The sequence below is a fragment of the Bacillus sp. FSL K6-2819 genome (assembly GCF_038008305.1).
Classification (GTDB): Bacteria; Bacillota; Bacilli; order Bacillales; family Bacillaceae; genus Bacillus; species Bacillus amyloliquefaciens.
The window spans coordinates 3,770,343-3,786,825 of the sequence record NZ_JBBOYV010000001.1; the positions used below are offsets into that span (position 1 = coordinate 3,770,343).

Here is a 16,483-nt window from a genome sequence, read left to right on the forward strand (position 1 = left end):
CAAATTGGAAGGTTTAACCTATTTATCTATACCTCTCATTATCTGTAACGAATGAACTGGATGATCATGAAGATGACCCCTTTTCTGCCGTCTTTTGAAGGCTGTGCCCTCAGATCCATTTTATCAGCTGCGTCCCGTTCTTACAATGAACCGAACTGTTTCTGCGTGCACTTTATACCATTAAAATCCAATTACTTTTACATATCCTTTATTTTCTTTATTTATAATATAAATTTATTATTTTGAAAATATCCAAAAAGGTTGATTTTCAAAAATTGAAACGATAAAATACTGCTATCTCATGTAATATCGTTATTCTTGTATATGATCAGTAATATGGTCTGATTGTTTCTACCTAGTGCCGTAAAAGACTAGACTACAAGGAAGTTTGCATAAATTTGAACGAGTGAAAAGCATATGACGCTGTCTATTCTTTTCTTTTGGCTCTTATTTATCACACTTTCTGACTTTCAGGAATTTGTGACGAATAAGAGCTTTTTTTATTTCCATAATACCCTTATAGGAGTTGCTCACATGTACTTTTTATTGAACATTGTCGGTCTCATTGTTGTCATGGCTGTTGTTTTCTTATGTTCTCCCAACAAGAAGAAGATTAAATGGCGTCCGATTGTCATGCTCCTCGTCTTTGAGTTTCTGATTACTTGGTTTATGTTAGGGACAAAAGTCGGCGGCTTTGTCATCGGGAAGATCGGCGCATTCTTTACATGGCTGATTTCCTGCGCCAGTCAAGGGATTGCATTTGCCTTTCCGTCTGTCATGGCGAATCCGACGGTTGATTTTTTCTTCAGCGCGCTGCTGCCGATTATCTTCGTTGTGACCTTCTTTGATATGCTGTCGTATTTCGGTATTCTGCCGTGGCTCATTGATAAAATCGGCTGGCTGATTTCTAAAATATCCCGTCTGCCGAAGCTGGAGAGCTTTTTCTCCATTCAGATGATGTTTTTAGGAAATACGGAAGCTTTAGCCGTCATCCGCCAGCAGCTTGCCGTCGTCAACAACAATCGGCTTCTGACATTCGGGCTGATGAGTATGAGCAGCATCAGCGGTTCGATCATCGGATCGTACTTGTCGATGGTCCCGTCCACTTATGTATTCACAGCGATCCCGCTGAATTGCTTAAACGCTCTTCTAATCGCAAATATGCTGAATCCTGTGGACGTTTCTAAAGAGGACGATATTATTTACGTCCCTTCAAAAGCGGAGAAAAAAGACTTCTTCTCCACGATTTCGAACAGTATGCTCGTCGGCATGAACATGGTCATTGTGATTTTAGCGATGGTCATCGGGTATGTGGCGTTAACGGCCGCGTTAAACGGCGTGCTCGGACTGTTCATGCACGGTTTGACCATTCAAAAGATTTTCTCTTACATCTTCAGTCCGTTTGCCTTTCTTCTCGGATTAACCGGACATGACGCGATGTATGTCGCACAGCTGATGGGCATCAAGCTCGCAACGAACGAGTTTGTGGCCATGGCCGATCTGAAGGGGCAGCTGCATTCACTGCCGCCGCACACGATTGCCGTTGCGACGACATTCCTGACATCATTCGCAAACTTCAGCACCATCGGTATGATCTACGGATCGTATCAATCTCTGCTTGATGGTGAAAAGTCAGCCATCATCGGGAAAAACGTCTGGAAGCTGCTTGTCAGCGGAATTGCCGTTTCCTTATTGAGTGCGGCGATTGTCGGATTGTTTGTCTGGTAAACGAAAAAAGCGATACCGCTCCGTTTTGGAGAGATATCGCTTTTTTTATTGATAGACGGATGCAGGTACGGAAACGTCCCGGATTCCCGCCGCGTATGGTCCAAGATCATATTGTCCGAACACAACGGCAATGCCGTTTTTCGTAAAGAAGAAAGGTCTTTCGTTATTCAGGGTGATCTCCTGTTTTTTGACGTCTTGGTCGAACAGATCGTCATGTTTCTTGATGTAGCCGTACAGATAGTCTCTCGTTTTGTTTACCTTCGTTTTCGTATTCAGCACATCACTGAGTGCGACCTGTTTTTTTGCGGCCAGATCATAATTAAAGGTCTGTACGGATGTCATCCCGTGTGCGCCGCCTGTGTAACTGTAGTTCTCCGTCTGAATGCTGAGCTTGCCGTCTTGATTATACTTCACCTTGAAATCTGTTTGGTATTCCGCTTTGTAGCCTTGTTTCTCACCGTCTTTTTTGTTTTTCACATATTCTTGATATGAATGGTCAATATAACGTTTGAAGTCCTGATTGATTTTCTTTTCAAAAGATGCGTTTCCCGTATTTGTGACCTCGGGGTACGTCAGCTGCTTCACTTGCTTATACGTATGGCTTTTGACAACGGGCTTTGCGGTTTGCGCGGCCTCGGCTGAAGCCGCAAATCCTCCGAACGGCGCGGCTGTCAGCACTGCCAAAAGCACAGCCGCCATCATTTTGAATGTCTTTTTCATCACAACTCCTCCTTTTTATTTACCGTTCCCTTTTTGAAAACGGGTTACACTCTATAGACAGCGCAGATCAGGAAATTGTTTCTGGGCCATTTCTCACATTTTCTCCATCAAAAAAAGAGACATGGAAAATCCACGCCTCTTTTACCGTGAAGGTCTTTGCGCAATGGCTTCATAAACGGCTTCCGCCAGATCGGAGTTGCCGAACATCTCCAAAACGCCGATAACGGTTTGATCAGGAATCGACTCAGATTCCTCCTTCGGCACGACAAGCTCTTCAGCCGTTTTTCGCAGCTCTTCGTTTAAAGGCTGTCCGGGATAAGCCCTGCTGTAAATCGCCATCGGATCAAGGTCATGATTGACGCACCATTGGGCAAACACCAAAATCATCATGTTTTCGTCACGCCGGTAATATTCTTCGAGTTGTTTTTGATTCATGTGCTTTGCTCCGCTATTATTTTTTTTATTACTTTATCATATTTATATTAAGACTTCATTCTTTTTAGGTTTTAAGGGATTGGACATACCAAAATAATCCATAATCAACTCAGCTAATGAGTTATTATCAGGCGGAGTAATCTTAATTTTCTCATTATAGAGTTTTGCAACTTTTGTTTTTATTTTTTTATCCGCTAAAAATTGAATTAATTTTTCCTTTTCACTTCCAGCTTCATAATTTGTTGGAATAAGTAATGAAGCTGTTCCATCAATTCTTGAAAATTTAATGTTTGGATTAAAACTATATAATGTAAATAACTTTTGTATATCTTCATTTGCATTTGCATTTATAATTTCTTTAATAGTTTCATAAAAAGTCTTTGGATCTAAACAATCTTCGATAACTGTTTGTTCATAATACTGACCTTGTTTCCACGGTTCTAAAAGTCTAACTGATTCGATATTATTACTTTTTAATGTTTGTAACCTTCTCAAATCCACTTTTCCATAACTTTCAGTTGCTTTTGAAACATTGATCTTTACTCGATCAGTATCAATCATACAAAGAATTTTTCCACTCATTGCTTGGGCTGTAGTTTTATCGGATAAAGGATAACTCAATAAACCATATAATTTAATCACATTAGAACATCCACCAACAGGTAAAATTTTAAAATTCCCCGCATCTTTTAATAATTCTTCAAGGTATAATTTATCTGTACTTCCTTCGCATATAATCCAATTAGTATTTTTCATAGATTTTGAGTAACTAATAATGCTAGTTGCTAAATCAAACATACTTTTTAATGCTATATCATCCGGAAATCTTCTTCTTTCATCTAAATAATCAAAAAAACTAAAATCTGAAATCGAAACACTTCCTTCTATTTCTTTACTCACATGAAGTAAATGACCGCTATTGGTGATGGGCAGAGATCCATACCAATGGGTCGTTATCATGACTTGTCTATTAAAATCTTTCGAAAGTCTTTCTAACCTCTCGAACTGCGGAAAACAATTAACAACATTCATAGACACTTCTGGTTCATCAATAGCCAGAATTAATTCTCTATCCATTTCTTTCACATTTGAAAGAAATGCATATGCAATGTCTATTAATGCCTTTCTCTGCTCACCAGAACTTAGTTTTTGGACTTCTCTATTTTTGTACCTTAATGGTCTTTTTGAAAAGTAAGCTTCAATAACTTTTTCTCTTATATCTGTTACTGTTAAATTTCTCTTACTATTTGCTTCGGGACTGTAATTATATTGATTATCAATCGCTTTTATAGAATTATTTATATCTTCCATAAATTTATTAAGATAATCATTTATAAAGTTTAAGAAACTTTTATTTTTCCCTTCTATTTCATACCTACTTGTCAGTACCTTATCAATTTCTAGTAAGATATCTTTGTTCATTAAAGTTTGCATTTGTTTATCTTCAATTTTCAAAATTTCGTTAGCACTTTGTTCCACAGGAATATAAACATAAGCATAGTGTTCTTTTATTAATTTCCTTATCTTTTCTATTTTTTTTATGTATTCTTTATTTCCTAATATTTTTTCAAAGTAGCTCTCGAAAGGAGCAAGTGTTGGCTTTCCATTAAATTTCACGCCTGAGGGAAGTATATAGTATTCTTGTTCAGAATAGTTAGTTGTTAGGTATTCAATAAACTCGTAAAAATTTTCAATGTATTCCCTTCTAGCAGCTCCTTTTAACCAATCTTGTATACCGCTCCAGAATTTGTTGCTTATAATATTTATATCCTCTAAAGTTTTTTTATTTCCATCTATCTCAGACCTGCTGTATCGATTTGAATTAATAATAAATTCTTCAAATTTATTCCTTTCAATAAAAAATACAGGGGTTATATACCGATCCTCTCTCCTAGATCCTCTTGTTGCATTCCAATCTCGTCCATTAAAGAAAACATCAAGTGACTCCAAAATTCCACTTTTGCCTACACCATTTGCACCAATATAGACAGCATACTTTTGCTCATTGTTATTTGCTATAGGTGCAAAAATTGATTTTGCATATGACTTATATCCGTTAATAAAAGTTCCCACAATCATAATACTTATCCCCCCTAAAATTTTTATTATATTCCAGAATATCACACTTAAAATAATTATTCCATTCTAAAAAACTAAAAAAGTACCCTTAGCAGGGTACTTTTTACTATCTTTATATGTTTCTGTCCCAATGCCGATGCTCGGCTACGGCCTTCAGAAATTGTTCATGGTTTCCGTCCGGAACAAGGCCGGGGCCGCTTTCGGTTCCGGCGGCGAGGGTGAGAAGTTCTTTTCCTTCTCCGGAGGCACCGATCGCTTTGTAATGACTGAAGGCTTCACTGACGAAGTCTTTAGCCGCTTTTCGGGCTTTGAGACTGTCTGTGCTTCGTTGCCCGCCCGGAATGAAAACAGCATCATACAGGACGGAATCCGCTGTCAGGAAAGTGGCTGACGCTTCCAGCTCCGTACCGTTTTCTCCCTTGACGGTTCCAAGTGCAGGGCTGATGATATCGGCTCTGACTCCCGCCTCTTTGCATACGGCAAGCAATTGTTTGACTTCCTCGTCCGCAAACCCGTGATCGGCCAAAACCGCGACCTGTCTTGTGGCTGCTGTTTTCACCGTGTTTTCCTGACTTAAGGCCGGGGAAGTGAAGGTTTCATCAGATTCACGATCCTTCGGCGGCGGGTTCACTCCGATTCCCTTCGCAACGCGCTCGGCAAGCTCGGCGTCGACGTGACTGAAGACATTCACCACCTGCTGCTGCACATCCTTGCTGTTTACTTTCCCTACCTCAAAACAGAACGCGGAAATGATATGTTCCTTTTCGGCGGGAGACATGCTGTTCCAGAACATCTTGGCCTGAGAAAAATAGTCATTGAAGCTCTCACTGCGCTGGCGGATTTTTCTGCCTTCTACTTTTTCCTGATAATGAACGTATCCGCCTTCTTCTTCTGAGGCCGGCGACGGATCATTATTCTGCAGAGAATTCTTATGATAGGCGACAGGGCCCTTATTAATCGTCATCCGGTGGTAGCCGTCGTATTGGTTGTTATGGAACGGACAGACCGGCCGGTTGATCGGAATCTCATGAAAATTCGGCCCGCCAAGACGGATGAGCTGTGTGTCTGTATAAGAGAAAAGCCGTCCCTGTAAAAGCGGGTCATTGGTAAAATCAATGCCCGGCACGACATTTCCCGGGTGGAATGCGACCTGCTCTGTTTCCGCAAACACATTATCCTGGTTGCGGTTCAGCGTCATTTTTCCAATAATCTTCACCGGCACAAGCTCTTCCGGCCACAGCTTGGTCGGGTCAAGAATATCAAAATCAAACTTGAATTCATCTTCTTCATCAATCATCTGAACGCCAAGCTCGTATTCAACCTTGCCGCCGTTTTCAATGGTTTCCCACAGATCGCGGCGATTGAAATCGGGATCTTTCCCGGCAATTTTCTGCGCTTCATCCCATACGAGTGAATGAACGCCGAGAACCGGCTTCCAGTGGAATTTCACGAAACGCGCCTTTCCTTTCTCATTGACGAAACGGAATGTATGTACGCCGAAGCCCTCCATCATTCGGTAGCTTCGCGGGATTCCGCGGTCAGACATCGTCCACATCACCATGTGCGCGGATTCAGGATTGTTGGCGACAAAATCCCAGAACGTATCATGAGCCGTCGCAGCCTGAGGCATCTCATTGTGCGGTTCCGGTTTTAAGGCGTGAACGAGATCCGGGAACTTGATCGCGTCCTGAATGAAGAACACCGGAATATTGTTTCCGACAAGGTCGTAATTCCCTTCTTCGGTGTAAAACTTCGTCGCAAATCCCCTGGCGTCACGGACTGTGTCGGCTGACCCCTTGGAGCCCGCCACTGTTGAAAAACGAACGAAGACAGGCGTTTTGACAGACGGGTCCTGCAAAAATTTCGCCCTTGTGTATTCCGTCATCGGTTCGTACACCTGAAAATGCCCATGAACGCCGTACCCGCGCGCATGAACGACCCGCTCCGGAATCCGCTCGTGGTCAAAATGCGTCATTTTTTCGCGAAAATGAAAATCCTCCATCAGCGTGGGGCCGCGGACACCCGCTTTTAAAGAATGCTCATCCTCAGACACACGAAGCCCCTGATTGGTCGTCATTTTTTTGCCGCTGTTATCTGCCCGGTACTGCTCCAGCTGCTCGTCCTTTGAGTGTTCATTTACACGTTTGTTTTGATCCTCACTCATGTCTATTCCCCCTTATCAAACGAAACATTCTACAGCACATTTACCCGCGGCGTTCTTCATATAAACTGCTGATCTGCTGATTAGGATTTTAGGTCTACATATAAATATGCGGCCATACACATTTGAAATAAGCCTTCTTCACAGAAAGAAAGTGTGGAAGCGCTTACCAAAATAGCTGTTGAACAGGGGAGGTCATATCGTGCTTGCCATACTCGGTTTTGTGATGATGATTGTCTTTATGTATCTTATTATGTCTAACCGGCTTTCCGCTCTTATTGCTTTGATTGTCGTTCCTGTTGTGTTTGCCCTGATCAGCGGATTCGGCAAAGATCTCGGGGAGATGATGATTCAGGGCGTGACAGACCTCGCACCTACCGGTATCATGCTGTTATTCGCCATCCTGTATTTCGGCATTATGATTGACTCAGGCCTGTTTGATCCCCTCATTGCCAAAATCTTATCGCTTGTCAAAGGAGACCCGTTAAAAATCGCCGTAGGCACAGCGGTTCTGACAATGACCATTTCGCTGGACGGAGATGGGACAACAACCTATATGATTACCATCGCGGCGATGCTGCCTTTATACAAACGGCTCGGCATGAACCGTTTGGTGTTAGCGGGAATAGCGATGCTCGGTTCAGGGGTCATGAATATTATTCCTTGGGGCGGGCCGACTGCGAGGGTTTTGGCTTCCTTGAAATTGGACACGTCAGAGGTCTTCACGCCGCTGATTCCAGCTATGATCGCCGGCATTCTCTGGGTGATCGCCGTTAGTTATATCCTCGGCAAGAAAGAGCGGAAGCGGATCGGCGTCATTTCGATTGATCACGCGCCCTCTTCCGTGCCTGAGGCGGCGCCGCTCAAACGTCCCGCTCTTCAATGGTTCAACCTGCTGCTGACTGTCGCACTGATGGCCGCACTGATCACCAGCCTGCTGCCGCTTCCTGTTCTTTTTATGACCGCGTTCGCCATCGCCTTAATGGTCAACTATCCGAATGTCAAAGAGCAGCAGAAACGAATCTCGGCGCATGCGGGTAATGCGTTAAACGTTGTCTCAATGGTGTTTGCGGCAGGCATATTCACAGGCATTCTCTCCGGCACAAAAATGGTGGATGCGATGGCTCATTCCCTCGTTTCACTCATCCCTGATGCCATGGGCCCGCACCTGCCGCTGATCACTGCGATCGTCAGCATGCCATTCACCTTTTTCATGTCGAATGACGCCTTTTACTTCGGTGTCCTTCCCATCATCGCCGAAGCCGCTTCCGCTTACGGAATAGACGCCGCTGAAATAGGAAGGGCCTCCTTGCTGGGGCAGCCGGTGCATTTGCTCAGCCCGCTTGTGCCTTCCACCTATCTATTGGTCGGAATGGCAGGCGTCAGCTTTGGCGACCATCAAAAATTCACCATCAAATGGGCCGTGGGGACAACGATTGTAATGACGATTGCGGCGCTTTTGATTGGGATTATTTCGTTTTAATCAAAAAAGGATTTCCGCCCAGCGGAAATCCTTTTCTGTACATTATTTTTTTGTATAGCGCACCCAGTCGTAATGAGCGTATAGCGGATTTACGCCATTGTAGGAACCGAGCCAATCATCGACACCCGTACCATTCCACAAATTCATCATGATTTTCCCCGGCGCTGCCGGTATTTGGGTTGTCGCAGTATGTTTTAATTGCCCATCGACATACCATTTAATAGAGTTTGGCTGCCAATCGAACGCATACGTATGATAGGCATTGGCTGCATCAAATCCGAGATCCGCCAACTTCTCATGGTTTCCTGCGCCATTTGTATAATAGTTAAATTGAACCTTTGTTGTGTCTTTTCCCAAAAATTCGATATCAATCTCATCCCAAGGAGTCCCCTCCGTTGGACCTGTATAAGTGAAGAACGATGAAACAATCCCTGTGTTTTTAGCCGGTTTCATTCTGACTTCATAAAGTCCATAGCCATATGTTTGAACCGAGCGGTTTTCCCCGCAGTCAAACTTGTTATAAGACGGACTTGTCAGCGCCAAACGCATTTCACCTGATGACGTCATAGAGACGTTATTCGCACGCCAAGTGCAGTTAAACATATCTCCATTTGAGTAACCATCAGCTTTTTGCCATAACCCGGAGTTATAGCTGTTAAAAGGTTCAAAAAACGATCCGCCTGTTTGAGCCGAAACACTAGAAGTGATCCCACACAAACTCATAAACAATCCGGTGACAAGAATTAGCAACACTCGTTTCATGTTAGCATTCCCCCTTTTTTGAACACGCTTTCTTTATTGATCATACATGATCCTTTTCAAAGGGAACATCGGTCGAAATAATGATAATCCTTCTGTTAAAAAATACAAACCTAAACTACCATCAGCACAGACAGATAGGTTTTGCCTGCTTATCCGTAACAATCCTATATATGAATGGAAGAAACAATTAATACGAGGAAACGCTTTCATTATACTTGTTTGACTACCCTTTCTATGTGAATCGTTAAATACAGCAGCTCGTCACTGGTGAGCTTATGCCCATACTCTTTCTCAATGTAGGTATGGATATTCTTCGTGCATTTATACGCCTGATGATACTTTTCTTTCACTGTCTCCAGTAAAAAATCGTCCTGGCTTTCCATGTGTGTGCCGTTAAAAAGACGCTGTGCGAAAAACTTTAAGTGGGTGACAAATCGATAATAGTGCAGCGATTCTTCGTTGAATTCAATCTTAAAATGGTATTTTACGATACTCAAAATCTCTTGCATGACTTTTGTAATGTTGATGATATTGGGCATCTCTTCATTCAGCTCGGCATTTACAATATGCAGCGCAATAAAGCCCGCTTCATCCTCCGGCAGAGACACGCCAGTCTTGTTTTTTACCATGGCCAACGCTTCTTTGCCGATGGCAAATTCGTCTTTGTACAGCCGCTTTGTTTCCCACAGCAAGGCATTTTTGATATCGAGCCCTTTCTGATTGCGCTGAATGGCAAAGTTAATATGGTCGGTCAGCGATACATAGATGCTGTCGTTGAGTTTTTTGCCGAGCTGTAATTTCGCATAGCTGATAATCTCTTCGGATACTTCCATACACTCGATCGGAATTTCATACAAAAGGGTTTTGAACTTTTCGGATACATCTTTGTTATCGAGCGTGAACACTTTCTCAATGAGGGCTTCATCTACCGGGTCTCCCGTTTTCTTTTGAAAAGCAATGCCCCGGCCCATGATGACCAATTCCTGATTGCCTTCCTTGAGCACACTGACGACATTATTATTAATGACTTTCGCAATCTTCAATTCCGTCTCCCTCCCACCTGACCATTTACCTGTTACACCTTGATTGTACATCCTTTTTGAACTAGGTCAATATCTCCAGGTCAATCAGAAAACTCCGTTCAGAAATCATTGTCCAACTATGTGACAGAGGCGCATATAATGCAGAGAACCGGTTTTTGAGAAGGAGCGTGTGTGATGAAACGGTTTTCGAAAGAAGAAAGCAGCTGGATGCTGTATGATTGGGCCAATTCAGCTTATTCCGTCATTATTATGACGGCGGTGTTCCCCCTGTTTTTTAAAGCGGCTGCGGCTGAAAACGGCGTCAGCGCGGCCGATTCCACCGCTTATTTGGGCTATACAATTGCCGCCGCGACTTTTATTTTGGCGATGCTCGGCCCCGTCTTAGGAACGATTGCCGACTACAAAGGATGCAAGAAACGGTTTTTCGCTTTCTTTTTCCTGATCGGTGTGGCGGGCACCGCCGCGCTGGCTTGTATTCCCGGTGAATCTTGGGTGCTGTTATTAATTTGTTATACGATTTCCACGATCGGCTTTGCCGGGTCTAATGTGTTTTATGATGCGTTTCTCGTAGATGTGGCCGCAAAGGAGCGGATGAACATGGTGTCCGCCAGGGGGTTCGGGCTGGGCTATATCGGCAGTACGATCCCTTTTCTTCTCAGCATTGCCGTCATCCTGTCAGCACAAGCGGAGGTGATTCCGCTGTCCGCCCAGGCTGCGGGCCGCATTGCCTTTTTGATTACGGCCGCATGGTGGGGGCTGTTCACGATCCCGCTCCTTCGCCGCGTCCGCCAGCGCTATTATATCGAGAGAGAGCCTCGGCTTGTGATCAGCAGTTTTAAACGGCTTGCCGGCACGCTGAAGCAGATCAGGAAGTACCGGGCGCTGTTTTTGTTTCTGCTCGCTTATTTCTTCTACATCGACGGGGTCGGCACCATCATCACGATGTCGACGTCATACGGGGCTGACCTCGGCATCAGCGCTGCAAATCTGCTGATTGTTTTATTTGTCACGCAGGTCGTCGCCGCCCCTTTTTCGATTTTGTACGGGAGACTGGCCGAACGGTTTAAGGGGAAAACGATGCTTTACGCCGGAATCGGCGTGTATATGATTGTCTGCACGTATGCTTATTTTATGGATTCCGCTTTTGATTTTTGGATTTTGGCTATGCTTGTCGCCACTTCTCAAGGCGGGATTCAGGCTCTGAGCCGCTCGTACTTTGCCAAGCTCGTCCCCAAACAGCACGCCAATGAATTTTTCGGCTTTTATAATATTTTCGGCAAATTCGCTTCAATTATCGGGCCGCTTTTGATTGCCGTAACCGCCCAGCTGACCGGGAATTCGTCAGCCGCCGTGTTCAGCCTGATACTATTATTTGTGATCGGCATTGCCATCCTTGCGTTTGTTCCGGAGGAGACGGCGTAAAAAAAAGCCTGCGTGCACAGCAGGCTTTCTTTTTTATTTCTTGGCTTTATGGACTTTCAGTTTTTTGCCTTTGACCGTCGTATTTTTCATAATGCTGAGAACGTGCGGGCCTTTGCCGTTCAGAATCTCGACGTACGAAGCGTTGTCCAGAATCGTGATAATGCCGATATCATCTGCTGAAACGCCGTCGATTTTCGCAATCGTTCCGACAAAATCGACCGCCCTGATTTTTTTCTTTTTTCCGCCGTTAAAGTACAGCTTCATAATGTCTTTGTTTAACTGTTCGCTTTTGTCTGTTTTGACGTCGGGGCGGGCGTTCAATTTTTCCGCAAAAGCCGCTTTCCGTTCCGCTGTTTCTTTCTCTGACGGCGCCTCCCGCTTTTTGATGCGGAAACCGATATATGTCTCAATGTCATTCAGAAATCGCGATTCAGACGGCGTCACAAACGTAATGGCCCGTCCACGGTGTCCGGCGCGCCCCGTTCTGCCTGTGCGATGCACATAGCTTTCTTTTTCAAGCGGAATATCATAATTGATAACGAGGCTGATGTTTTCGATATCAATTCCTCTGGCGGCTACGTCGGTCGCAATCAGATAGCGGAACTCGCCGCGCTTGAACTCATTCATGACGTCAAAGCGGTCTTCCTGCACCATGCCGCCGTGAATTTTATCGCAAGGATAGCCCAGCCTGTCCAGCTCATCGGTTAACTGGATAACTCTTTCTTTTGTCCGGCAGAATATGATGCAGCTGTCCGGGTTTTCAGTGATCAGGACGTCACGCAGCAATGATGATTTATCCTCTTCTGCTGCTCTGGTGACAAAATGCTCGATGTCTTTAGTCGTCAGGCCTTCCGCTTTTACTTCAATCAATTCCGGGTCCTTCATATATGTGCGGCTCAGCTTCTCAACGTCGTCCGGCAGCGTCGCTGAAAACAGCATGGTGACTCTGTTTTTCGGCAGGTGCTGAATGATGGCTTCCACCTGTTCAATAAACCCCATATTCAGCATTTCGTCCGCTTCATCAATCACCACATACGCCAGCCGGTCAAGCGGCAGCGTCCCTTTTTCTATATGGTCAAGCACACGCCCCGGCGTTCCGCAAACGACATGGCTTTTTTGCTTCAGTTCGGTTTTCTGTTTATCAAAAGAAGCTTTTCCGAAAACCGCCGTAGCTTTTATCCGTTTAAAACGGCCGATATTCGTGATATCTTCTTTTATCTGCGCCGCAAGCTCGCGGGTCGGCGTTAAAATCAGCGCCTGCGGTTTGTTTTCCTCCCAATCCGCAAGCTCACAAATCGGAATGCCGAAAGCCGCGGTTTTGCCGCTGCCCGTCTGCGATTTGACGACGAGATCTTTTTTTTGCAGCGCGGCGGGGATGACGCGCCGCTGCACTTCAGTCGGCTCGGTATATTGAAGTCCTTCCAACGCTCTTGCGATGTCGAGGCTGATAGAAAAATCTTTAAATTCGCTCATGAATAAACTCCTTCTCTGTCTAACTCCCCTCATTATACGCGAAACGCCGCCGCTTTACCCTGACGTTTTGCCGGGCCATTCGGAGGACTGCTTTTTCTTCATGTCAAGTACGACCCATTTGGCGCAATAAAAGCTCATGCTTCCTTCCACGTCATCGACATAATAGCGTATCGATTCCCAGCCGCCGTCGACCGGGCTGATATCCAGACGGATGTCGGTGATGCTTTCAAGATCATCCAGCCGGGCAGCGCTCACACCTTCAAACCGCAGCACAGCATCATACTGTCCATCAGTCAGCTTCAGCTCAAATACCGGGATTTTATCATAATACTCGTTATACCCAGTAAAGAAAGTAAACTCCGTCAATTCAAAACACCCCGGTGAATCCGGCCTCAGCATAACTGCTTTCTCATGTTTGTGCCACTCCATTTTGTGTCTCCTTCTTTACAGCTGATTTGGCATGCCTGGTTTATACGGTATTTTTTCACAATACGTATGTATTTCCGGTTACTTATATCCCTGCATCCATTCTCTTAATTCTTCTGTGGTATGCAGATATGAATCAGGCGAATCTTTCAGATCAAACCCGCTCAAATACACGAGCATCTCCCAAACGTTTTCATCCTCAACCTCCGGATCATGTGCAGCCACATACTCACACGCCCAATCCGACACTTCTTCCCTTGCCGCTTGACCGTTCAGGATCAGATCAGCCTTCTTCAGACATTCTGCCATTGTTGGTTCTTTCACGTTAGAAACCTGCTTTTCGATTTCCTTTCATTTCTTGTTTAAAATGCTGACTAACAGCCTCCTGGCCCGTTCGTGCAGCCTGACTTCCTGGCTGAGCTCCGGGTAATCTGTTAAAGCGTTTTCCAGATGCGCATATTGAGGATACAGCTCAAAAAAGGATTTATATAAGGCTTTACGCTGCCGCGCAGGCATTTGTTTATTCGCCAAAACAAAATCTAAGCTGCCGCAGACAAGCGCGAAATATTCATAAAAATCCCCCGCGCAGGCAACCTCCTCAAAGTCTTCTTCAAAACTCCCCGCATCTGAGGGTAGCGGACCCTCCAATTCTTTTTTGTGAAACTTCAGGTTTCTGATGAGGTCATCATTTAAAGAATATCTGCTGGATCTCAACATTTCATTTAGCCGAAAAGAATTCATTTTGTTTCCCATTACTTATATCCCGCTTGTAGATCCCCGAAGTCGAGACCGCGTAAATGGCATTACTTGTCAGCTTCAGCTGATGCCCCGAAAGCTCACCGCCATCCGGATCACAGCACGTTACCTCTTGCACCGGCAGACTGACATCAGCCGGAATGAAGGACAGTGAATGATCATCTTTGCATATCCAAAACCCGTCATCTGAAATCGCAAGCTGGTCATATACCCCTGAACATGCTTTATCAGAAATAATCCACACTCGTTTCACGTCGGTTTCATCAAACGCAGCAATGACTGTATATGAATAATACAGCATGTAGATCAGTCCGTTTTTTTCTGCAAGCGCATAGCAGTCATCTACAACGGGCGCATATATTTCTGAAAGCTGCTGATCAATATGCGTTTCCTTTAATTGTCCGTCTAAAGTGAAGCACAGCATACTTTGACCATTTGAATTTTCATCATCATAAATGCCTTCATCACTTAAACCGACCCATAGGTTTTGTTTCTCATCCAGAAGACTGCATGAAGCCCCTGAAGGCAGAGAAAATACACTTTGTTCTTTTCCATCTGCTGAAAATACCTTCACTTTATGCTCATGCGATTCAAAGAAAACCAACACATACCTGTCATCCGAACTCTGTTGAAACAGCATAATATCCTCACTCGGAATTTGTTCATCGATATGAACCTCTCGGGTGTCGCCGGATTCCTCCGTGATCGTAAACGAAAGACTGCCATTCTGATGCCGTCCGAGATACAGACGCCCGCAGCCGTCAAAATGACAGAAACATCCTTTTACCAGATCGTCATGTATCTTGTTCATTTTTATTTTCATGCAATTGCCCCTTGCTATTTATAATGAGCGGCGAGCTTTTTTTGAAATTCATCCGGAACAATCTGATCCGGGAATACAACTGATATCCAGTCTAAAACATGATCATCTAACGGCCTCCATGATTCTAACGTTTTTCCCGCAATCTCCTGATCAATGCCTAAAATACAAATTTCAAATTCCCTCTCTCCGTAAATCGCCCACTTGAAAGTCGGTGAAGCCCAAACAACACGAGATGCAATGTTCAATATACAGTCATTTTTACTGTGCTTTGGATAATCAGTTAAGATTGAAAGATATTCATCTGCAGTTATATGCAAAGGGATCTTTAACCAGTTAAAATATCCGAATTCCCCGTAAAACCGATTCATATCATCCGAGTGTTCCAGAACGGCCATTAAGATAAATTCATCGTGATGATGATGCGCCAAACTTTTGAGCATCATCCAGCCTTCATCAGACAAGACCCAGTGGAATTCCTCGAATAGATAATAATGTTTTTGTTGTTTAAATACTTGTTCGGGCAACGTTTTGTCTTCATGAAATAAGGAATATATCTGGGATTGAAAGACTGCCGATTCCTTTGTGTTCTTTATAAAAAAGGGGTGCATCTTGTACCTCTCTTCGGCGGTTTATATGCAAGCTCACAGCCGTATTCTGTGTGGAATAAACGGTTTCCCACGTATAAATGTATTTGCTGCAGATCCACGGTTTGGTTTCTGTCCTTTAAGAAAAGAGAGGCTGGGAACCTCTCTTATTTGTTTATTTATGACTTCGAATGATACGCATAAAATGATTGATTATCAAAGCGGACTGTTTCAGCTTCTATAGCAATCAGCATTCTGTTCATGTCAATGAGAAAGTTAGCATTTGATTGGTACTCCGGAATTACAGAATTTGATAGATTTCCGATTCCTTCCGGGTGATAACTCATCTCAAATACTTGCCAATTGTATTCTTCGGGATCTATTTTTTCTAATCTCATATCACCAATATCTGCGCTAAAATAAACAGATGCTACATTTTGAAATAATATTTTATGTGTATATTCACTTTCTTTTTCAAAAACCTTAATATTAAGTGAAAGTTCTTTTTTAAACACATTAAAGTCAAAATGAAGGACAGCGCACCCCTCATCTATATAATCAACCCACTCATTTATTGTTTTGTACATC

At 43.9% G+C, this 16,483-nt stretch carries 16 protein-coding genes and 1 riboswitch; of the genes, 3 read left to right on the top strand and 13 right to left on the bottom strand.

From position 1 onward, the window contains the following. Positions 1–298 precede the first annotated feature (298 nt). A riboswitch (purine riboswitch) is annotated at positions 299–399 on the top strand. Positions 400–534: 135 nt separating this feature from the next. Continuing rightward, positions 535–1,728, top strand: coding sequence for a NupC/NupG family nucleoside CNT transporter (locus MHH91_RS19675; RefSeq protein WP_013354101.1), 1,194 nt, complete (start codon positions 535–537; stop codon positions 1,726–1,728). A gap of 45 nt (positions 1,729–1,773) precedes the next feature. Here MHH91_RS19675 and MHH91_RS19680 read toward each other — a convergent pair whose 3' ends face one another. The 4 genes from MHH91_RS19680 to MHH91_RS19695 form a co-directional block, all read right to left on the bottom strand. Continuing rightward, complete coding sequence (locus tag MHH91_RS19680) at positions 1,774–2,448, bottom strand: DUF3298 and DUF4163 domain-containing protein (protein WP_013354102.1); 675 nt, start codon at positions 2,446–2,448, stop codon at positions 1,774–1,776. A gap of 141 nt (positions 2,449–2,589) precedes the next feature. Further along, a complete protein-coding gene (locus tag MHH91_RS19685) occupies positions 2,590–2,883 on the bottom strand; it encodes a hypothetical protein (protein WP_013354103.1) in 294 nt (97 codons plus the stop codon). Between the two features lie 42 nt (positions 2,884–2,925). Then, positions 2,926–4,962, bottom strand: coding sequence for an AAA family ATPase (locus tag MHH91_RS19690; protein WP_013354104.1), 2,037 nt, complete (start codon positions 4,960–4,962; stop codon positions 2,926–2,928). 112 nt (positions 4,963–5,074) lie between these two features. Beyond that, positions 5,075–7,126, bottom strand: coding sequence for a catalase (locus tag MHH91_RS19695; RefSeq protein WP_013354105.1), 2,052 nt, complete (start codon positions 7,124–7,126; stop codon positions 5,075–5,077). Positions 7,127–7,325: 199 nt separating this feature from the next. Between MHH91_RS19695 and citH the strand changes: the two genes are divergently transcribed. Then, entirely contained in the window at positions 7,326–8,606 is a 1,281-nt protein-coding gene (gene citH, locus MHH91_RS19700) for a citrate transporter CitH (protein WP_014471234.1), read from the top strand. 42 nt (positions 8,607–8,648) lie between these two features. On the opposite strand, the gene bglS is transcribed toward citH, so the two are convergent. Together bglS and licT are read right to left on the bottom strand one after the other, a co-directional pair. Continuing rightward, entirely contained in the window at positions 8,649–9,368 is a 720-nt protein-coding gene (gene bglS / locus MHH91_RS19705) for a beta-glucanase (protein WP_013354107.1), read from the bottom strand. Positions 9,369–9,577: 209 nt separating this feature from the next. Next, positions 9,578–10,411, bottom strand: a complete 834-nt coding sequence (gene licT, locus MHH91_RS19710; RefSeq protein ID WP_013354108.1) for a BglG family transcription antiterminator LicT — start codon at positions 10,409–10,411, stop codon at positions 9,578–9,580. A gap of 171 nt (positions 10,412–10,582) precedes the next feature. On the opposite strand from licT, the gene MHH91_RS19715 reads away from it, so the two are divergent. Next, positions 10,583–11,833 carry an MFS transporter gene (locus MHH91_RS19715; RefSeq protein WP_088030659.1) on the top strand — a complete coding sequence of 417 codons (1,251 nt, stop codon included), beginning with the start codon at positions 10,583–10,585 and terminating at the stop codon, positions 11,831–11,833. Positions 11,834–11,866: 33 nt separating this feature from the next. Here the strand turns inward: MHH91_RS19715 and MHH91_RS19720 are convergent, their stop codons facing one another. The 7 genes from MHH91_RS19720 to MHH91_RS19750 form a co-directional block, all read right to left on the bottom strand. After that, positions 11,867–13,306 carry a DEAD/DEAH box helicase gene (locus tag MHH91_RS19720; protein WP_014471235.1) on the bottom strand — a complete coding sequence of 480 codons (1,440 nt, stop codon included), beginning with the start codon at positions 13,304–13,306 and terminating at the stop codon, positions 11,867–11,869. Between the two features lie 54 nt (positions 13,307–13,360). Beyond that, positions 13,361–13,735, bottom strand: a complete 375-nt coding sequence (locus tag MHH91_RS19725; RefSeq protein ID WP_013354111.1) for a hypothetical protein — start codon at positions 13,733–13,735, stop codon at positions 13,361–13,363. Positions 13,736–13,813: 78 nt separating this feature from the next. Then, a complete protein-coding gene (locus tag MHH91_RS19730; protein ID WP_014471236.1) occupies positions 13,814–14,056 on the bottom strand; it encodes a hypothetical protein in 243 nt (80 codons plus the stop codon). A 27-nt stretch (positions 14,057–14,083) separates the two neighbouring features. Beyond that, positions 14,084–14,449: a YxiJ family protein gene (locus MHH91_RS19735; protein WP_041481747.1), complete on the bottom strand. Its 366-nt coding sequence runs from the start codon at positions 14,447–14,449 to the stop codon at positions 14,084–14,086. A gap of 1 nt (position 14,450) precedes the next feature. After that, positions 14,451–15,311: a hypothetical protein gene (locus tag MHH91_RS19740; RefSeq protein WP_013354114.1), complete on the bottom strand. Its 861-nt coding sequence runs from the start codon at positions 15,309–15,311 to the stop codon at positions 14,451–14,453. Between the two features lie 14 nt (positions 15,312–15,325). After that, positions 15,326–15,919: a hypothetical protein gene (locus MHH91_RS19745; RefSeq protein ID WP_013354115.1), complete on the bottom strand. Its 594-nt coding sequence runs from the start codon at positions 15,917–15,919 to the stop codon at positions 15,326–15,328. A gap of 155 nt (positions 15,920–16,074) precedes the next feature. Continuing rightward, complete coding sequence (locus MHH91_RS19750; protein WP_013354116.1) at positions 16,075–16,482, bottom strand: YxiG family protein; 408 nt, start codon at positions 16,480–16,482, stop codon at positions 16,075–16,077. Position 16,483 lies beyond the last annotated feature (1 nt).

What these genes read in the sequence shown, in the direction of transcription:
- MHH91_RS19740 (WP_013354114.1), bottom strand. Translation starts at nt 15,311, where the DNA reads ATGAAAATAAAAATGAACAAGATACATGACGATCTGGTAAAAGGATGT.
- MHH91_RS19680 (WP_013354102.1), bottom strand. Translation starts at nt 2,448, where the DNA reads ATGAAAAAGACATTCAAAATGATGGCGGCTGTGCTTTTGGCAGTGCTG.
- MHH91_RS19685 (WP_013354103.1), bottom strand. Translation starts at nt 2,883, where the DNA reads ATGAATCAAAAACAACTCGAAGAATATTACCGGCGTGACGAAAACATG.
- MHH91_RS19675 (WP_013354101.1), top strand. Translation starts at nt 535, where the DNA reads ATGTACTTTTTATTGAACATTGTCGGTCTCATTGTTGTCATGGCTGTT.
- MHH91_RS19720 (WP_014471235.1), bottom strand. Translation starts at nt 13,306, where the DNA reads ATGAGCGAATTTAAAGATTTTTCTATCAGCCTCGACATCGCAAGAGCG.
- MHH91_RS19745 (WP_013354115.1), bottom strand. Translation starts at nt 15,919, where the DNA reads ATGCACCCCTTTTTTATAAAGAACACAAAGGAATCGGCAGTCTTTCAA.
- MHH91_RS19725 (WP_013354111.1), bottom strand. Translation starts at nt 13,735, where the DNA reads ATGGAGTGGCACAAACATGAGAAAGCAGTTATGCTGAGGCCGGATTCA.
- MHH91_RS19695 (WP_013354105.1), bottom strand. Translation starts at nt 7,126, where the DNA reads ATGAGTGAGGATCAAAACAAACGTGTAAATGAACACTCAAAGGACGAG.
- MHH91_RS19735 (WP_041481747.1), bottom strand. Translation starts at nt 14,449, where the DNA reads ATGTTGAGATCCAGCAGATATTCTTTAAATGATGACCTCATCAGAAAC.
- bglS (WP_013354107.1), bottom strand. Translation starts at nt 9,368, where the DNA reads ATGAAACGAGTGTTGCTAATTCTTGTCACCGGATTGTTTATGAGTTTG.
- MHH91_RS19750 (WP_013354116.1), bottom strand. Translation starts at nt 16,482, where the DNA reads ATGTACAAAACAATAAATGAGTGGGTTGATTATATAGATGAGGGGTGC.
- MHH91_RS19690 (WP_013354104.1), bottom strand. Translation starts at nt 4,962, where the DNA reads ATGATTGTGGGAACTTTTATTAACGGATATAAGTCATATGCAAAATCA.